The 16,623-nt window shown below is 64.5% G+C and carries 10 protein-coding genes; 5 read left to right on the top strand and 5 right to left on the bottom strand.

What is annotated here, in order from left to right; translation table 11 throughout:
• Nucleotides 1-2: 2 nt before the first annotated feature.
• Nucleotides 3-1,184 carry a cellulose synthase complex periplasmic endoglucanase BcsZ gene (gene bcsZ, locus B0G73_RS29140; protein WP_106284635.1) on the top strand — a complete coding sequence of 394 codons (1,182 nt, stop codon included), beginning with the start codon at nt 3-5 and terminating at the stop codon, nt 1,182-1,184.
• Nucleotides 1,175-5,887 carry a cellulose synthase subunit BcsC-related outer membrane protein gene (locus tag B0G73_RS29135; protein ID WP_106284634.1) on the top strand — a complete coding sequence of 1,571 codons (4,713 nt, stop codon included), beginning with the start codon at nt 1,175-1,177 and terminating at the stop codon, nt 5,885-5,887. Before bcsZ ends, B0G73_RS29135 begins: the two co-directional genes overlap by 10 nt.
• 57 nt (nt 5,888-5,944) lie before the next feature.
• Here B0G73_RS29135 and B0G73_RS29130 read toward each other — a convergent pair whose 3' ends face one another.
• Nucleotides 5,945-7,177, bottom strand: coding sequence for a DUF2252 domain-containing protein (locus tag B0G73_RS29130; RefSeq protein WP_106284633.1), 1,233 nt, complete (start codon nt 7,175-7,177; stop codon nt 5,945-5,947).
• 369 nt (nt 7,178-7,546) lie between these two features.
• Here B0G73_RS29130 and B0G73_RS29125 point away from each other — a divergent pair, with 369 nt between their 5' ends.
• Both B0G73_RS29125 and B0G73_RS29120 read left to right on the top strand, forming a co-directional pair.
• Nucleotides 7,547-10,210 (top strand): response regulator, encoded by a 2,664-nt coding sequence (locus B0G73_RS29125; RefSeq protein ID WP_106284632.1) that lies wholly within the window; start codon nt 7,547-7,549, stop codon nt 10,208-10,210.
• Between the two features lie 33 nt (nt 10,211-10,243).
• Nucleotides 10,244-11,164, top strand: a complete 921-nt coding sequence (locus tag B0G73_RS29120; RefSeq protein ID WP_106284631.1) for a DUF72 domain-containing protein — start codon at nt 10,244-10,246, stop codon at nt 11,162-11,164.
• A 183-nt stretch (nt 11,165-11,347) separates the two neighbouring features.
• Here the strand turns inward: B0G73_RS29120 and B0G73_RS29115 are convergent, their stop codons facing one another.
• The 4 genes from B0G73_RS29115 to B0G73_RS29100 form a co-directional block, all read right to left on the bottom strand.
• Nucleotides 11,348-12,349, bottom strand: coding sequence for an NADP-dependent oxidoreductase (locus B0G73_RS29115; protein ID WP_106284630.1), 1,002 nt, complete (start codon nt 12,347-12,349; stop codon nt 11,348-11,350).
• A 47-nt stretch (nt 12,350-12,396) separates the two neighbouring features.
• On the bottom strand, nt 12,397-13,260 hold the full coding sequence (locus B0G73_RS29110) for an alpha/beta fold hydrolase (protein WP_106284629.1): 864 nt from the start codon (nt 13,258-13,260) through the stop codon (nt 12,397-12,399).
• Between the two features lie 225 nt (nt 13,261-13,485).
• On the bottom strand, nt 13,486-14,274 hold the full coding sequence (locus B0G73_RS29105; protein WP_106284628.1) for an SDR family oxidoreductase: 789 nt from the start codon (nt 14,272-14,274) through the stop codon (nt 13,486-13,488).
• Between the two features lie 54 nt (nt 14,275-14,328).
• Nucleotides 14,329-15,411 carry an alkene reductase gene (locus B0G73_RS29100; RefSeq protein WP_106284627.1) on the bottom strand — a complete coding sequence of 361 codons (1,083 nt, stop codon included), beginning with the start codon at nt 15,409-15,411 and terminating at the stop codon, nt 14,329-14,331.
• Nucleotides 15,412-15,543: 132 nt separating this feature from the next.
• Between B0G73_RS29100 and B0G73_RS29095 the strand changes: the two genes are divergently transcribed.
• Nucleotides 15,544-16,176, top strand: coding sequence for a TetR/AcrR family transcriptional regulator (locus B0G73_RS29095; RefSeq protein WP_106284626.1), 633 nt, complete (start codon nt 15,544-15,546; stop codon nt 16,174-16,176).
• The last annotated feature ends 447 nt before the right edge of the window (nt 16,177-16,623 follow it).

Raw genomic sequence — 16,623 nt, 5'->3', positions numbered from 1 at the left:
ATATGCGGGTTCGAATCAACAAGAAAATCGGCGTGGCGCTGACGCTCGGGCTGGCCGCGTCCGCGAGTTTCGCCAGCCTCGTCAAAGTGGCGCAGACCACCGCCGCCCCCGGCGCCTGTGGCGATTGGAACGGCTATCGCACGTTCGTCGAACGCTTCGTGCAGGCCGACGGCCGCGTGATCGACTATTCCACGCCGGCGCAGCAAACCACTTCCGAAGGCCAGTCGTACGCGCTCTTCTTCGCGCTGGTCGCGAATGACCGCGCGACGTTCGACCGGCTGCTCGGCTGGATTCGCACCAATCTCTCGGGCAATCAGTTCGACGCGCAGAACATGCGGCTGCCGTCGTGGCAGTGGGGCAGAAAAGCGGACGGCTCGTATGGCGTGCTCGATCCGAATTCCGCCTCGGACTCCGACCTGTGGATCGCCTACGATCTGCTGCAAGCTGGCCGCCTGTGGCATGAAGCGGCTTACACGCAGTTGGGCGAAGCACTGGCCGCGCAGATTGCGCGTCAGGAAATGACCACACTGCCGGGCGTCGGACCGATGCTGCTGCCCGGACCGCAAGGCTTCAAAAGCGGCGGCGTGACGCGCCTGAATCCGAGCTATTTGCCGCTGCCGGTGTTGCGCTCGCTCGCGCACGAGATGCCGAACGGCCCGTGGGGCAAGCTCGCCGACAGCGCCTACAGGTTCATCAAAACGACTGCGCCGCAAGGCTTCGCGCCCGACTGGGCGGCCTGGCAAAACGGCCAGTTCGTGGTCGATCCGAAAAGCGGCGACACCGGCAGCTACGACGCGATCCGGGTCTATCTGTGGGCCGGCCTCGCGTCGCCCGCTGATCCGCTCGCCAAACCCTGGCTCGCGGCGCTCGGCGGCATGCGCGCGCGCGTCGCGCAAACCGGCTTTCCGCCCGAGAAGGTTTCATCGACCACCGGCGCGGCCAACGGCGAAGGACCGCTCAGCTACTGGGCTGCACTCGCGCCGTACTTCAAGGCATTCGGCGACGAGCGCGGCCTCGGCCTCGCGCGCACGCATCTCGCCGCGCTCGACACCAACGTGCCGGGCCGCGAACCGGTTTATTACGATCGTGTGCTGGGTTTGTTCGGCACGGGTTTCATCGACGGCCGCTATCGTTTTGACGAAGCCGGACGTCTCGTGCCGAGTTGGAGAAACGCATGCGACTGAGCGCCCTCGCGTTGTCATTGCGCCTCGCGCTCAGCCTCACGGCCGTCTACTGCGTGGCGACGGCTGCGCCGGATGCGCTGGCGCAGGCGTCGAAAGATCCTTTGAACGTGCTGATCGATCAGGGCAAGTACTGGCAATCGCATCAGCGCGGCGACCTCGCCGAGCAGGCGTGGCTGAAGGTGCTGCGCATCGATCCCAGGCAGCCCGATGCGCTCTTCGGCATGGGCATGGTGCTCGCCGACCGCAAGGACGGCGCCGGCGCGCAGCAATATCTGGCGCGCCTGAAAGCGGTCGCGCCAAACTATCCGAATCTGGATGAACTCGGCCGGCGCCTCGGCGAATCGAGCCTGCGCGACCAGACCGTCAACGACGCGCGGCGGCTCGCGCAAAGCGGTCAAAGCGCGAGCGCGGTGCAGGAATACCAGCGCGCGCTGAACGGCAAACCGGCCACGCCCGAATTGCAACTCGAGTATTACCAGGCGCTCTCGGCCACGCCGCAAGGTTGGGATCAGGCGCGCCGCGGTCTCGAACAGCTTGCGCGCGACAACCCCGACGACCCGCGTTACGCCCTCGCCTATGCGCAGCATCTGACCTATCGCGACGTGACGCGCCGCGACGGCATCGCGCGTCTGCAGAAACTGGCGGGCGACAGCACGGTCGGCGCGTCGGCGAAAAAAAGCTGGCGTCAGGCGCTGTTGTGGCTCGACGCGCGGCCGTCCGACGCCCCGCTCTATCAGGCCTATCTGCAAACCGCCAACGATGACGCCGCCGTGAAAGCGCGCTTCGATTCGATGGTCCAGCAGGACAGCGCGGCGCGCGCACGTTCACAGGAAAATGCCGCAACCGACGCACGCGGCCGCACCGTCGCCGATGGTTTCAGCGCGCTCGATCGCAACGACGTGGCCACGGCGCGCGCAAAGTTTTCCTCCGTACTGGCCACTAGCCCGAACGACACCGACGCGCTCGGCGGCATGGGCATCGCCGCGCTGAAGCAGGAGCATTTCGCCGAAGCCCGCAACTATCTGGAACGCGCGTCGCGCAACGGCAATCCGGCGCGCTGGAAAACCGCGCTCGACAGCGCGAGCTATTGGACCTACACGAGCGACGCGATCGGCGCGCGCAGCAACGGCGAATTCGCGAAGGCGAAGTCGCTGTTCGAACGCGCGATCGCGCTGAATCCGTCCGACGTCACCGCGCAGGTGCTGCTCGGCGAAATGCTGCTTGCGAACGGCGACCCGAGCGGTGCCGAACAGGCCTACCGGATGGCGCTGCGCCGTCAGGCCGACAACCCCGACGCGGTGCGCGGCCTGGTCGGCGCACTGGCAGCGCAAGGCCGCGGCGACGAGGCATTGCAGTTCGCCAACCAACTCAACACCGAACAGCAGTCGAAGGCCGGCGGCATCAACCGTCTGCGTGGCGAAGCGCAGGCCGCGCAGGCGCGCGCCGCCGAAGCGCGCGGCGATCTGGGCAGCGCGCGCAGTCTGTTCGAAGACGCGCTGCTGAATACGCCCGACGACCCGTGGCTGCGGCTCGACCTCGCGCGCATCTACGTGCGCCAGGGCGCGGTCGCCAACGCGCGCAGCATGATGGACGGCCTGCTCGCCGCACATCCGGACATGACCGACGCGCTGTATGCGAGCGCGTTGCTGTCCGCTGAAACGCAGGACTGGTCGGCGGGTCTCGCGCAACTCGACCGCATTCCGGTCGCGCAGCGCACCGACGCGATGACCACGTTGCAGCACCGCTTATGGGTGCATCAGCAAGCCGACCTCGCCACGCGGATGGCGCGCAGCGGGCAGACGCAGCAGGCGCTCGCCACACTGCATGCGGCCGAACCGGTCGCCGGCAACAGCCCCGAACTGATCGGCGTGATCGCCGCCGCTTACCAGCAGGCCGGCGATCCCAACCGCGCGCTCGGACTCGTGCGCGCCGCCATGAACGCGGCGCCGGGCAACACCGATTTGTTGCTGCAATACGCGGGCATTCTGTCGGCCACGCAACAGGAAGCCGAACTCGGCATGGTGATGCGTAGGCTCGCGTCGATGCAGTTGACGCCGCAGCAACGCACCGACTTCGGCAACCTGAATCTCGGCATCGTCATCAAGCAATGCGACGCGGTGCGCCAGCGAGGCGACCTCGCGAGCGCTTACGACGTGATCGCGCCGTGGCTCGCGGCCATGCCCGACAATCCCGATCTGCAGGCCGCGCTCGGCCGCCTCTATGCCACTGCCGGCGACGATCGCAATGCGCTCGCCAGCTATCGCGTCGCGCTGCAACGCAAGCCCGACGATCTGAACCTTTTACAGGCGACGATCTCCGCCGCGACCGGCGCGAAGAGTTTCAGTTACGCCGAAACACTCGCTAAACAGGCCTTGAACGCGGCGCCTGCCGATCCTGGCGTGCTCGCCACCGTCGGCCGCATGTATCGCGCGGAAGGCAAGCTGTCGCTCGCGTCGACTTATCTGCAACGCTCGCTGGTCGCCGCCAACACGCCGCTGATGGCCAATGCGCCGCGCAGTCCGGCGAGCAACGTGCCGCGCGGCTGGGAAGTGGCGATGCGCCGGATTGGCGCGACGCCGCTGCCGGGCACCAATCCATTCGAAGGCAAAACCGCCACGGTCACGCCAACCGACGCCGACAACGCCGCGCTCGCCGGTGGCTACAACGCCGCGCGCTCAGCGCTTCCGTATTCGCAGTCTTCCTTGCCGACACAAACCGTGCCGAACTATCCGCCGCCTACGCAACCCGCGCCTTACGTCGCACCTTATACGGCGCCTGCGCAGCCTTATGCGCCGAACGGCGCGCCTGCCGCCTTGCCGTATAACGCGCCGCGTCCCGCGCTCAATACCGGCGGGTATGGGCAGGAGACTTACGGGTCGAGCCAGTCGGGCGCGCCGTTGCAGCCGTATCCGGGGCAAGGACAGCCGCCGACGCAGCAGCAGGCGCAGATGCCGCCGATGCAGCAAGCTCCGCAGCAGTACAACCCGGCTTATCAACAGCAGGCGCCTTATCCGCAGCAGCCGCAATACGGTGCGCCGGATGGCTATGCGGCCACGCCCTGGCCGATGTCGCCGGCCGCGCGCGAAGCGCAGGCCAATGCCGGTTCGATGCAAACTCAACCGTATGGCGCGCAGGGCGCGAGTCCAAAGCGCTCGACCGGCAAGAAGCAGAGTGCGTCGAAAAATAGCCGCAATGCGCCCGCCTATTCGCAGCAGCCTTATGGGCAGCAGCAAGGTTATCCGCAGCAGCAACAGCCGTACTACGGGCAGCAGGCGTATCCGCAACAACAGCCGCAGCAGGGCTACGCGCAACAGCCGTATCAACCTCAACCGCCGCAGCAGCAGGCTTACTCGAATCAGGGCTACTACGCGCAGCAGCAGCCATACATTCCGCAGCCTCCCACCGGTTACGCGCAACCGTACTATCCGGCGCAACCCGGCGCGAACGGCAATGGCAACACCTACGCGCAGCCGAACGTGGCGAACGCGCAAACACTCGGCGTCGCGGAAGAACTCGCGCAGGTTAATCGCGAACAGTCGAGCAGCATCTCGGGCGGCATCGTGTTCCGTAACCGCGCCGGCGAGGACGGCCTGTCCAATCTCACCGATATCGAAGCGCCGATCCAGGGGCGTATCCGGGCGGGCAACGGCCACGTGGTCGTCACGGCGACGCCTGTCACGCTCGACGCCGGCAGTCCCGCCGACAATGTCTCGACGCTCGCGCGCTTCGGCGCCGGCCTGTCTAACGGCACGTCGGTATCGGCTGCCAATGTAGGCAGCCAGACGGCAAGCGGCGTGGGCTTGTCGGTCGGCTACGAGGGCCGCAGCCTCAGCGGCGACATCGGCGTGACGCCGATCGGGTTCCGCGAGACCAACATCGTGGGCGGTGCGAAGTACAACGGCGGCATTACTGACAAGGTGTCGTATTCGCTGGCCGTCGCGCGCCGCGCGGTGACCGACAGTCTGCTGTCCTATGCCGGCGCGCGAGATTCCGGCTCCGGTCTCGAATGGGGCGGCGTCACTTCAACCGGCGGCCTCGGCAGCCTCGCATGGGACGACGGCACGAGCGGCCTGTATGTGAATGCGGCGTTCCAGTATTACGACGGCAATAACGTACTGAGCAATACTGCCGTCAAAGGCGGCGGCGGCATCTATACGCGTCTGCTGAAAGACGCCGATCAGACACTCACGATCGGCGTGAATACGACGCTAATGCGATACGACAAGAACCAGTCGTATTTCACCTATGGCCAGGGCGGCTATTTCAGCCCGCAACAGTACGTGATCCTGAACTTGCCGGTCGAGTGGACCGGGCGCAATGGCGCGTTCACGTACGACGTGAAGGGCTCGATCGGCGTGCAGCATTATCGTCAGGATGCGTCGAACTACTTCCCGCTCAATGACGGTTCCAATCGCCAGAACGCGGCGATCGGCAATGCAGCAACTGTCGGCACCAGTGTGCAGAGCGGCGCGCAGTATCCGGGCCAAAGCAAGACCGGGGTGTCGTATTCGCTCAGCGCAGTGGGCGAATATCAACTCGCGCCGCAACTGGCGTTCGGTGCCACCGCTTCGCTCGGCAATGCTTATGAATATCGCGAGTATCTCGCGGCGGTTTATGTGCGGTATAGCTTCAGCAAGCAGACCGGTTTGCAGCCGTTCCCGCCTACGCCGCTTGTTTCGCCGTATCTGTCGTTGTCGAATTGATGCGGGTGTGAATGTCGGCGGCGGCTTTTATCAGGCCGCCGCCGTGCGCAAAACACATTACCCGCCCTCACGCTCCGTCGCATACCGCCGGCAATGCTCCAGATACCCAGCAGCATGGCTGCTCACCAGTTCCACAATACCCGTCCACAGCCAGCCCGGTGCATCCAGCGTCTTCGAACGGTTTCTGCGTAGCTCGGTGAGCCACGCCTTGCGCTCCGCGCTATCCATTTGCCGCGCGTGCGCCTTGCCGACCACCATCGCCAGAAAGCGCGCGGCCTTCATTGCTTCGTCGCGGGTCAGTTGCTCGATGGTCAGCTTCATGTCCTGCGGCAACAATTCACGAATCACGACAGCGCGATCCGCGAGACGCGCCGCGCGCATCCGCTCGCCGAGCGACGGCGACAAATGTCGCGCGCCCTCCACCACCCGCTCCGCGTTATCGCGCGGCATGCGCACGCCGGGATAGCGCGGCGCGGCCGCTTGCGCGGCTTCCTTGATATCCATCAGGCACAGGTCGTCGCCCTCCACCGCCGCGCCGTCGATGTCGAGCAGCACCGCATAACGCAATCTGCCGAGCGAACTGCAGCCCTTCACCCAGTAAGCGGCGTCGAGAACTTCCACGTCGGCTTCATCGCCGGCGCCGCGAATCACCGTTGCGAGCCGTGCCAACGAGCCTTTCTCGAACAACGCCTCGATCTCGCGCCGCTCGCTCTTGGCGAGCGGCCAGAAACGCGGACCGAGCGGAATGGTCGGATCGAGATCCTCGATACGCTCCTCCGCGAGATGCCGCCACGAACGGCGCACCGCTTCCCTCATCACCACCCGCACCGCCTCGGGCTTTTCCGCGTGGATGTCGGCGTCGCCCGCCGTTTCGTCGAAGGCGCGCTCGTAACCGTCCGCGAGCGCTTCCATCATGCGCACGGTGGTGACGCCGGGCAGATCCGAGCCACGCGCGGCGGTCGCCAGCGAGAGGCCGAGGCGGATCAGGTCATGTGCCGGATTGCCGATCACGGTCTGGTCGAGATCGCGAATCTGGATTTCAACGCGCCCTTGCGCATCGGCGACGGGTCCGAGATTGCCGGTATGGCAATCTCCGCATATCCAGATGGCCGGGCCTTCCGGCAAAGCGTGGCCTTCTATGCCCTCGAGCCATTCGTAGAACTTGCTGGTGTTGCCGCGTACGTAGGCGTGCGCCGAGCGCGCCATTCTGGCGTTGCGGCGCGTGATCAACAGCGCCTGGCGCGCATCCGGTTTGGGCAACTTGTTTCGTGTGATGTTTTTTTTCGCCATGATGGGTCCGCGTTTATCGACGTTCGAATTCTGCGCGGCGTTCAATGCCACGGTGCGCCTATCGGCGCGTGCGAACGACTCGCTGCAGCAGGATTCGCGCCTATCTTCTGAATGCGAACTGTAAGCAGCGAGCCACCACAATTGCCGACGTCGGCCAGACCCCGGCTAGACCCGACAACGCATGCGCGATGAATCACCGGCCCGGTGTTGTGGCTTACAATTGTCGCAGCCAGGTGCCCGCCATGCACCGGCACGCGGTACACGGTACACGGCAGAAGCTTCATCCCGCCTCCTGCTGCGGGTGCAAACGCATCACGCGAGCCGGCAGAGTGGGACACTTTCATCGACGTGACCTCTGTGGAGCGCAGCATGCCATTTCCGGCACAAGACCACGGCTGCTCCGGCTGGCGCGGGGAGATGGCGCAGCGCATCAGCGCATTCGACTGGGCAGCCACCGGCCTCGGCGTCATCGAAAACTGGCCGCGCAGCCTCACGGCGACCGTCCAGTTGCTGCTCGCCTCGCCCGTGCCGCTCGTGCTGCTGTGGGGCAAGCCCGGCTACATGATCTACAACGACGCGTATGCGATCTTCGCGGGCGGACGACATCCCTATCTGCTTGGCTGCCCGGTCGAACACGGCTGGCCGGAAGTCGCCGATTTCAACCGCCATGTCATGGCCACGTGTCTCGCGGGCGGCACGCTGTCGTATCGCGACAAGGAACTGATACTGCTGCGCGACGGCAAGCCCGAAGACGTGTGGATGGATCTCTACTACAGCCCGGTCGCCGACGACAGCGGCGCGCCGGCGGGCGTGCTGGCAGTGGTCGTCGAGACCACCGCGCGCGTGCTCACCGAGCGCTGGCGGCAACGCGCCGAAACCGAACTGCACGAAACCAACGAACGGCTGCAACTCGCGCTCAATACCGGCACGGTGCTCGGCACCTGGATGCTGGATATGCGCACGGGCAAGGTCAGCGGCGACGAACGTTTCGCGCGCACCTTTTCCTTTCAGCAGGAAGAAGCCGCGAGAGGAGTCGAGCGCCACGCCGCCGTCCACATGCTTCATCCGGACGACCAGGCGCTCAACGATCAACTGACCGCCGAGGCGATCCGCACGCGGCAGCCGTTTCGCGCCGAGTTTCGAATCCGGCGGCCCGACGGCGACTATCTCTGGGTGCAGGCGAACGGCCAGTGCGAATTCGACGAGCACGGCGAACCGACACGCTTTCCCGGCGTGCTGATCGACATCCACGAGCGCAAGATCGCCGAACAGTCGCTGCGCCAGCTGACCGAGACGCTCGAACAGCGCGTCGCCGACGAGGTCGCGGCGCGCGCGCTGGCCGAAGAGCAGTTGCGCCAGGCCCAGAAGATGGAAGCGATCGGCAGCCTCACAGGCGGCGTCGCGCACGACTTCAATAACGTGCTGCAGGTGATCAACGGCAACCTGCAAATGCTCGCGGCCGACGCTGGCGATCATCCGGCGACCTTGCGCCGCCTGTGCGCCGCGACGGACGCCGTCAAACGCGGCGCGAAACTGGCCGCGTATCTGCTCGCCTTCGCGCGACGTCAGCCGCTCTCGCCGACCGTGCTGAACCCTCGCCGGCTGCTGAGCGGCATGAGCGAGATGCTGCACCGCGCGCTCGGCGAAACGGTCCGGATCGACACGGTCCTGAGCGACGATTTGTGGAACGTGCAGGCCGATCGCAACCAACTGGAAAACGCGCTGCTCAATCTCGCGATCAATGCGCGCGACGCGATGCGGGCCGACGGCACGCTCACCGTGCGCGCGGCCAACCGCGTGCTGGACACCGCGTTCTGCCGCGGCAAGCCGGAGCTCTCGCCGGGCGAATACGTGGTGTTTTCCGTCACCGATACCGGCACCGGCATGCCGCCCGAGGTCCTGCAGCGCGTGTTCGAACCGTTTTTCACCACCAAGCCCGACGGCCACGGCACGGGCCTCGGTCTGAGCATGGTGTTCGGCTTCGTCAGACAAAGCGGCGGCCATACCTTGATCGATAGCGAACTGGGACGCGGCACCACCGTCTCGCTGTTTTTCCCGCGCTGCTGCGAAGCCGAAACCTCGGAAACCGTCGACGAGACCACGGCGCCCACCGGTAGCGGCGAAACGATTCTGGTCGTGGAAGACGACGCCGACGTACGGCTGACCGCCGTCGAAATGCTCGCGCAACTCGGCTACAAGGTGCTGACCACGTCGAGCGGCGACGCGGCAATCGAGTTCATCGACAGCGACGTGCCGATCGATCTGCTGTTTACGGACGTGGTGATGCCAGGCAAGATCAAGAGCGTGGAGCTCGCGCAGCGTGCCGCGGCGCGCTCGCCCGCGGTGCCCGCCCTCTTCACCTCCGGCTATACACGCGACGAAATCGTCCATCACGGCAAACTCGACGCCGGTATCACGCTGCTCTCGAAACCGTACCGGCGCGACGACCTCGCCCGCAAGGTGCGCAGCGTGTTGCGCGCCGGCGCTGCCGCGGCGGCCGGTGTGGCGTTGCCCGTGTCCGTGGCCGAAGGACAGATCGCCGCCTGCGTGCCGCCTGCTGCTTACGACCCCGCCAGGGAATCCGGCCACGAAAGCCAAGCTCCCGCGGTTGAAGCCATCCGCCAAAGGAAGTCGCCGTTGGGGACGGCGCGCTCGACTCGCACGCCGGCTCGTGTGCTGCTCGTCGAAGACGATATGGACTCACGCGAAGCATTCAGCGATCTGCTGACTGCGTTGGGCCTCGATTGCACTGCGGTCGCGAGCGCGGAAGAAGCGCTGCCGCTCGTGCCCGCGCAACACTTCGACATCCTCTTCACCGATCTCACGTTGCCCGGCATGTCCGGCGACAGTCTTGCACGCGTCATGCTGCGCCAGCAGCCGGGTATTCGCGTGCTGCTGGTGTCGGGCTACGGCAAGAACGCGCAGATCGGCGACGCGATTCCAGGCGCACGGCTGCTCGGCAAACCGCTCGATATCGCGGAACTGCGGCGCGAACTCGCCGACTGGATCGATCACACCGAAGCAGCGTCCTAGCCGGCGCGCGCCACGCATTCAACCGACTTCACGATGGACATTCGCTGCGGCACCGCAGGCTGGACCGACAAGACACTGATTGCGTGCAAGCGCTTTTATCCGCGCGGCAGCAGCAGCGCTGAAGCACGTCTGCGTTTTTATGCTTCGCAGTTCCCGCTGGTCGAAGTGGACTCGGCCTACTACGCGATGCCTTCGGCGAGCAATGCGCAATTGTGGTTCGAGCGCACGCCCGAAGGCTTCACGTTCAACTTCAAGGCGTTTCGTCTTTTCACCGGGCATCAGACTTCGCCCGATGCGTTGCCGCGAGACATTGCGATGGCGCTGCCGGAAGGCATCACCGGTCCGCGCAAGAAGAACGTGTACTACCGCGACATGCCGGACGATATCCGCGATGAACTTTGGCGGCGCTATCTGGAAGCGCTCGAACCGCTGCGCGTGAGCGGGCGGCTCGGCGCCGTGCTGTTCCAGTTCGCGCCGTGGATCACGCGCGCGCCGGACGGCCTCGCGCTGGTGGAGGAATGCCGGGCGCGGATGGCGGGCTACATGATGGCGGCTGAGTTTCGCAATCAGTCGTGGTTCGATGAAGAGCATGCAGCCTGGTCGCTCGAATTCCTGCGCGAGCGCGGCATTGTGCATGTGATCGTCGATGCGCCGCCGGACGTGACCAACCGCGTGCACACGGTGTGGGACGTGACGAATCCCGAACTCGCGATGGTGCGTCTGCACGGACGCAATACGCAGACGTGGAGCGCGACCGGCGCCGCGAGCGCAGCGGATCGGTTTGATTATGACTATGACGAAGCGGAGTTGACGGAGCTCGCCGTGCCGATTCGTGCGATCGCGACGCGGGCCGGACGCACGCATGTGATTTTCAATAACTGCTTCGAGGATCAGGGGCAGCACAATGCGAGGATGTTGATGGGGATCTTCGGTTCCGACGCCATCGCGCCGTGAGGTTGCAGTCAGCGATCGGCCAACAAGCGGCATTCGCTCACTTTCTTGCTAAGACATTCGGGAGTCGGCTCCGCTCCCTGGGAGGCCATCCGGTTCTCTCTTGAGTCTGGACCTAGTCGCCGCTCCGCCTCTTCAAAAGCCAGGGCAGGAACCTGCACAGTCAGCCGTCAACCGTTTGGCAGCTCACTTGATTCTCACGACGACCTTGCCCCTGGCGCGTCCCTGGGCCAGATATTCAAGCGCTTCCTTCGCCTGGTCAAACGGAAACACCTTGTCAATCACTGGACGAACCTGTTCTGACCTGAGCAGTTCGCCAATTTCGGAGAGCTGGGTTCCATCGGGACGTACGAAGAGAAATGAATAGGTCACATCCCGCGTTTTCGCAAGCCGCATGATCTTGCGGCTCATTAGCCCGAATACCAACCTTAGAATAAAGTTCAGCCTGCGAGCACGGGCGAACGCCGCGTCCAGCGGCCCGATGAGAGACACAATCTTGCTCCCGGGTTTAAGGATGCCTATGGATTTTTCAATCGCATCACCTCTGATAGTGCCAAGCACTACGTCGTAGCCGCGCAGCACTTTTTCGAATTCCTGCTTTTTGTAGTCGACGATCTCGTCGGCGCCCAGACTGGTTACCAGTTGGACGTTGCCCGTACTGGTGGTCGTTCCGACCTTGGCGCCGAAGTGCTTCGCCAGCTGGATCGCAAACGTGCCAATACCGCCCGACCCGGCAGGGATGAACACCTTCTGGCCAGCCCGAAGATTGGCGCGCTCCTTCAACGCCTGCCAGGAGGTAAGTCCGACCATCGGAACGGCGGCAGCCTGCACGAAGTCCAGATTGACCGGCTTCGACGCCGCAACGCGCTCCGGCACCGCCGCGAATTCGGCGATCGAGCCCCTACCGAGATCGAAGAGGCTGGCAAAGACGGCATCACCCGGTTTGAAACGCGTCACACTGCTGCCGACCTCGGTCACCACACCAGAAATATCGCTGCCGAGCGTAGCCGGCAATTCGAATTTGAGGACGGGCTTGAACGTCCCAGCCGGAATCATGTTGTCGATTGGATTCAACCCCGCCGCGTGGACCTGGACCAGCAGTTCACCAGGCTTTAGCGTGGGGCGAGGCACTTCGGCAAACCCGATCTCGGGCGACTTGCCATAGCGTTTGAAGGTGAGTGCTTTCATGGTGTTCTAAATTCAATGTTGGGTACCTGTCGCCGACCGCGAAGGATTCATCGCGCCAGAAACTCCAGTGCTTTGATCACGAAGTCGGTGTGATACTGAAAGATGCCACCGTGCCCGGCGTCCTGGTATATGACGAGCTGCGCGTGGGGAATGCGGCGGGCCATGTCAGAGCTCAATGCGGTGGGCACCATGATGTCGTTGTCTCCATTGGCGATCAGGACAGGCATGCGCAGGCGGGTAAGGTCTTGCGCCGCCTGCTGGCCCCACGCCTTGATCGCCTTGAGTTGGCGAAGCAACGCGCGGGGTGTCGGCCCCCTGTCGCGCCCGGCCTTGCGTTCCTTGAGCCTCTTCAGAAAAGCGCTTGCTGCCTGTCGGCCGTTGGTGGTCGCGGTGAAGAACAGATAGGTCTTGGGATCGCGCATCGTCACCAGACCCTTGAGCATCAGCGGCCAGGACGTAGCCCCCACGCGATCGATTCCCTGGCCGCCCGCGGGTCCTGTGCCTGTGAGGATGAGTCTGCGCACCAGATCCGGCGCCTTGAGCGCCACGTCCTGCGCCACGAAGCCGCCGAGCGAAAAGCCGAGCAGATCAACCTTATCGAAACCCATCGCGCGGATCAACGCGATGGTGTCCTGGGCCATCTCGTCCACGCTCACGGGCGCAATGCCACCGGAAGAACCGATTCCCCGGTAGTCGATCGCAATCACTCGATGCTTGCGGGCCAAGCCATCGACGATGCGTGGGTCGAAATTATCCAGCACCGCGCCCCAATGGTTCAGCAGCATCAGCGGGATGCCCCCGTGCGGGCCTAGTTCGCGGTAAGCGAAAGTGGTTCCCCCCGCCTTGATCTCGTCGTTCTGTGCGTGGGCATAGGATGTTGCCGATTGGCTATCTGGGTTGAAACTGATCATCATCGATTCCTTGAGGGGCGGCCTTCACGCGTTGACGTCCACGATAGTGCGGCCGCCCACCTAGCCCTGGAGCACCGCATCTGCAAGGCCAGGCACTTCGGCCACGGCGACCACCCGGGTGCGTGTGCGAGCTTTCCGGGGTCCACGTCGGCGGCCAGACGTGCTCACGCTTCTAGCCGCACGATAAGGCATTGGTGGCTTCGGGTATGACAGAAGCCGCAGGGGTCACGCTTCTGACCGATAGCGATCGGCCGCGTGCGCCTGCCGAATGTCCGACAGGAGCCCTTGACGCGCGCCATCCAGCGCGTCCCAGCGCCCGGCCACGTGCAGCGGCGGGATGGTGACGAGTTCCCGGCGATCAAAGCCGACCAGTGCCGCATCAACTAGTTCGCCGACCTCCATCACCTCGGGAAGCGTATTGACGTCGATGCCGGCGCGCCCCCAGATCTCCGTGCGGGTCGCCGCCGGGAGCACCGCCTGCACGTAGACGCCGCTGGGCGACAGCTCGAGGTTCAATCCCTGCGACAGGAACAACACAAAGGCCTTGGTGGCGCCGTAAATCGACATGCCGAACTCGGGCGCGAGACCCACCACCGAGCCGATGTTGACGATCGCGCCGGTACCCGACTGCACGAAGCGCGGAGCGACCGCGGCAGCGAGCCGTGTCAGCGCCGTGGTGTTGAGCGTGATCAGGCGTTCGATGCCCTCTGCGGTCTGCTGCACGAAGCTACCGGCCTGGCCCACGCCGGCGTTATTGATCAGGATGCCTATGCGAGCATCCTCGCGCAGGCGAGTCTCGACCGCGGCCAAATCCCCAGGCTGGGTCAGGTCGGCCTGCAGCACGTCGACGGCCACATCGCTTTCCTCACGCAGGCGCGCGGCGAGAGCATCGAGGCGCGCCTTGTCGCGTGCAACCAGCACGAGGTCGTGGCCGCGGCCGGCGAAGCGCTCCGCGTACGTGGCGCCGATACCAGAGGAGGCGCCCGTGATGAGAACTGTGGGAAGCGTGGTCATGAGTTAATTCCTTTGCAAGAGAGGTTCGGATGGTGGACGCAAGCTGCGCTCGCCTCAGGCGATGATGGACGGGTAGTCGGTGTAGCCCGCAGCGCCGCCACCATAGAGCGTGGCGAAGTCGGGCTGCGCCAGCGGTGCGCCGGTCTTCAGGCGTTCGACCAGATCGGGGTTGCTGATGAATGCACGGCCGAAGGCGAACAGGTCTGCTTTACCCTCGTTGAGCCTGGCAGTAGCGAGTTCCAGGTCGTAGCCGTTGTTCGCCAGGTGGGTTTGCCTGAACCGACGGCGCAGCGCGTCGTAGTCGAACGGTGCGACATCGCGCGGGCCGCCGGTCGCGCCCTCGACCACGTGCAGGTAGACGATGCCCAGCGCGCTGAGCTGCGCGGCGATGTAGTCGTACTGCGGCTGGGGATCGCTGCTCGAGATGCCGTTTGCCGGCGACACAGGCGAGATGCGCACGCCGGTGCGATCGGCACCAATTTCTTCCACCACTGCCGCAACGACTTCCAGCAACAGACGCGCACGGTTCTCGATTGAGCCGCCGTAGGCGTCAGTGCGCCGGTTGGCCCCGTCCTTGATGAACTGCTCCAGCAGATAGCCGTTGGCACCGTGGATTTCTACGCCGTCGAAGCCGGCCGCGATAGCGTTGGCCGCAGCCAGGCGGAAATCATTCACGATGCCCGGCAACTCGACAAGCGCCAGCGCACGGGGCTGGGACACGTCGACAAATCCGTTGTTGACGAAGGTTTTCGTCTCCGCGCGAATGGCCGAAGGGCCGACCGGCGCAGCGCCCCCAGGCTGGACATCGACGTGCGAAACACGGCCGACGTGCCAGAGCTGCGCGAAGATGCGTCCACCCGTGGCATGCACAGCCTGGGTGACCTTGCGCCAGCCGGCGATCTGCTCGGACGTGTACAGGCCAGGAGTGTCCTGATAGCCCTGAGCCTGAGCTGACACCTGGGTGGCCTCCGTGATGATGAGGCCGGCCGAGGCGCGCTGGGCGTAGTAGGTCGCGGCCAGTTCGCTGGGTACCAGCCCCGCGCCTGCGCGATTGCGGGTCAGCGGAGCCATGACAAAGCGGTTGGCGAGTGTCAGGCGGCCAAGGGCGTAGGGCTCGAAAAGCGTCTTCTCGGTCATGTTGCGTCGGCTTCCAGGATTGGGAATGGACGCAATGATGACAATCATAATCTAACCTGTCAAGGTTTTGATGATGGTCGACATCAATGTATAATGAAACCTTCGCAGACATGCATTCACAGTGGTCAAGAAATGAAGATCACCAAGGCACAGGCGCAAGCCAACCGGGAACACGTCGTCGAGACGGCGTCGAAGCTGTTTCGGGAGCGTGGCTACGATGGGGTCGGCGTTGCCGATCTGATGGCTGCCGCCGGCTTCACCCACGGCGGCTTTTACAAACAGTTCCGCTCCAAGGCCGACCTGATGGCAGAATCGGCGGCCTGCGGCATCGCGCAGACCGTGGCGCTGAGCGCGGGCGTAAACGCGCCTGAGTTTGTGCGGTATTACCTTTCTCGCGAGCACCGCGACACCCGCGCGACTGGTTGCACGATGGCCGCACTGGGCGGGGATGCCGCCCGTCAGCCGGAAGCGGTTCGAGCCACGTTTGCGGCCGGCATTGAGAGCCTGCTGGCTGCGCTGAGCCCTGAAGACAGCGCGTTGGACGGTGTGGACACAGGCCAGGCGCGGGCTAGGTCCCTCGACATACTGGCGCACGTGGTCGGGGCCATTGTCATGTCGCGCGCCTGTCCGGACGATTCGCCACTGGCCGACGAAATCCTTGCGGTTTGCCGCGACGAGATTCTGGCGTCAATGAGCCCGTCGGTGACCGCCGCGGGCGAACCTACGCGCAATGACGGTAGCGGCACGTCGGCAAGGCCGGAGTGACTCCGTTACCGGCGAGTTACGACCACAGCCGAGCACGCCGCAGTTTCCTCCATCGGTATATTCGTCGCCTGCCGACACGCACGGAGACATTCACACTCCTATGGCGATGGCAGGCATCGAATAACGTCTTGCGCCGGCCGCATCCGTCGCCGGTCGGCCATGTTCCGTCGTTCAGATCCGGAGGGCGAATGTCCGTTGGAGAATGACGAGCGGACCCGCGAAGCCGTAATCGCGATGGATGATCGATGGTTTTTGTGTCAGGGTCGTGCCAAATTACGCACTGCATCAATACATGGTGCAGCTGGTGACATAACGCGGGCTATCGCTTTGGAGGATAAGAAAGGCCAGTCCAAAGTGACGGACCTTTTGCTTTTCTTTTAGAGACTGCTATGGCTGCGGTGCGCTCCCATGTACCAAGCGAGTATTAGAGCAGGGTCGATTCCATTG

Source organism: Paraburkholderia sp. BL25I1N1 (assembly GCF_003002025.1).
Classification (GTDB): domain Bacteria; phylum Pseudomonadota; class Gammaproteobacteria; order Burkholderiales; family Burkholderiaceae; genus Paraburkholderia.
The sequence above is the reverse complement of the archived record's forward strand: the minus strand, read 5'-3'. Positions and strand labels throughout refer to the sequence as shown.